This window comes from Methylobacterium sp. WL6 (assembly GCF_008040095.1).
Taxonomy (GTDB): domain Bacteria; phylum Pseudomonadota; class Alphaproteobacteria; order Rhizobiales; family Beijerinckiaceae; genus Methylobacterium.
This window is the reverse complement of record NZ_VRVH01000579.1, coordinates 1-1,193: the sequence shown is the minus strand read 5'-3', so window position 1 is coordinate 1,193 and position 1,193 is coordinate 1. Positions and strand designations below refer to the sequence as shown.

Sequence of the window (1,193 nt, the reverse complement as noted above, 5' to 3'; positions counted from 1 at the left end):
GCGCCCTCCGGGCCCGGCGGCTCGCGTGAGGGCGGCGCGGCGCATCCCGCCCCTCCTGCTGACCTGCGGCCTGATGGCGGTGGCGTTCAACCTGCGCCCGGCGCTGAGCACCGTCGGGCCGCTGCTCTCGTCCATCCGCGCGGCGACGGGTCTCTCCGCGGCGGGGGCCGCGGTGCTGACCACCCTCCCCGTCCTCTGCCTCGGCCTCGCCTGCGCGCTGACGCCGCTGATTTTGCGACGGCTCGGCGCCGACCGCGGGGTGCTCCTCGGCATCGTCGTGGTCGCGGCCGGCCTGGCCCTGCGCGGCCTCGGCGGTGTCGCGGCGCTGTTCGCCGGCACCGCGGTCGCCGCCTTCGGCATCGGGCTCGCCAACGTGCTGCTGCCGGCCGTGGTCAAGCGCGACTTCCCCGGCCGCGCCGGGGCGATGACCGGGCTCTACACCATGACGCTCTGCCTCGGGGCCGCCGCCGGCGCCGGCCTCGCGGTGCCGCTGGAGCAGGCGATCGGCCGGGGCTGGCCGCTGGCGCTCGCGGTCTGGGCGCTGCCGGCGGTCGTCGCCGCCCTCGCCTGGGCACCGTTGAGCCGGGCCGTGCCGGAGCGGTCGTCGGCGGCCGCGCCGGGCCGGCTCCTGCGCGATCCGCTGGCCTGGCAGGTCACCGCCTTCATGGGCCTGCAATCCTCGCTCGCCTACGTGCTGTTCGGCTGGCTGCCGGCGATCCTGCAGGGGCGCGGGCTCCCGGCGCTGGATGCCGGCCTCGTCGCCTCGGTGGTGACGCTGCATCAGGCGCCGGGCGCCCTCGTCGTGGCGATGCTGGCCGCGCGCGTGCGCGACCAGCGCGGCTGGATCGTCGCGGTGCTGGCCGCGACGCTGACCGGCTTCCTCGTCCTCGCCTTCGGACCGGAGAGCCTGCGGTTCCCCGCCTCCGGGCTCCTCGGCCTCGGCATCGGCGGCTGCTTCGGGCTGGGCTTGAGCCTCCTCGTCCTGCGCACCCGCGACGCCGCCTCGGCCGGCGCCCTCTCGGCGATGGCGCAGGGGATCGGCTACGTCTTCGCCTCGCTCGGCCCCCTCGGCTTCGGCCTCGCCCACGACGCCACCGACGGCTGGGTCCTCCCGGCCGCCCTGTTCGCGACGATCATCGCGGCGGCGGGCGTCGCCGGGATGGGCGCCGGGCGCGACCGGGCGGTCGGCGCGG

The 1,193-nt window shown here is 78.0% G+C and carries 1 protein-coding gene; it reads left to right on the top strand.

Features of this window, described 5'->3' with window-relative positions:
• Positions 1-73: 73 nt before the first annotated feature.
• The coding region (locus FV230_RS28525; protein WP_147844751.1) for an MFS transporter at positions 74-1,193 on the top strand (1,120 nt) is incomplete at its 3' end.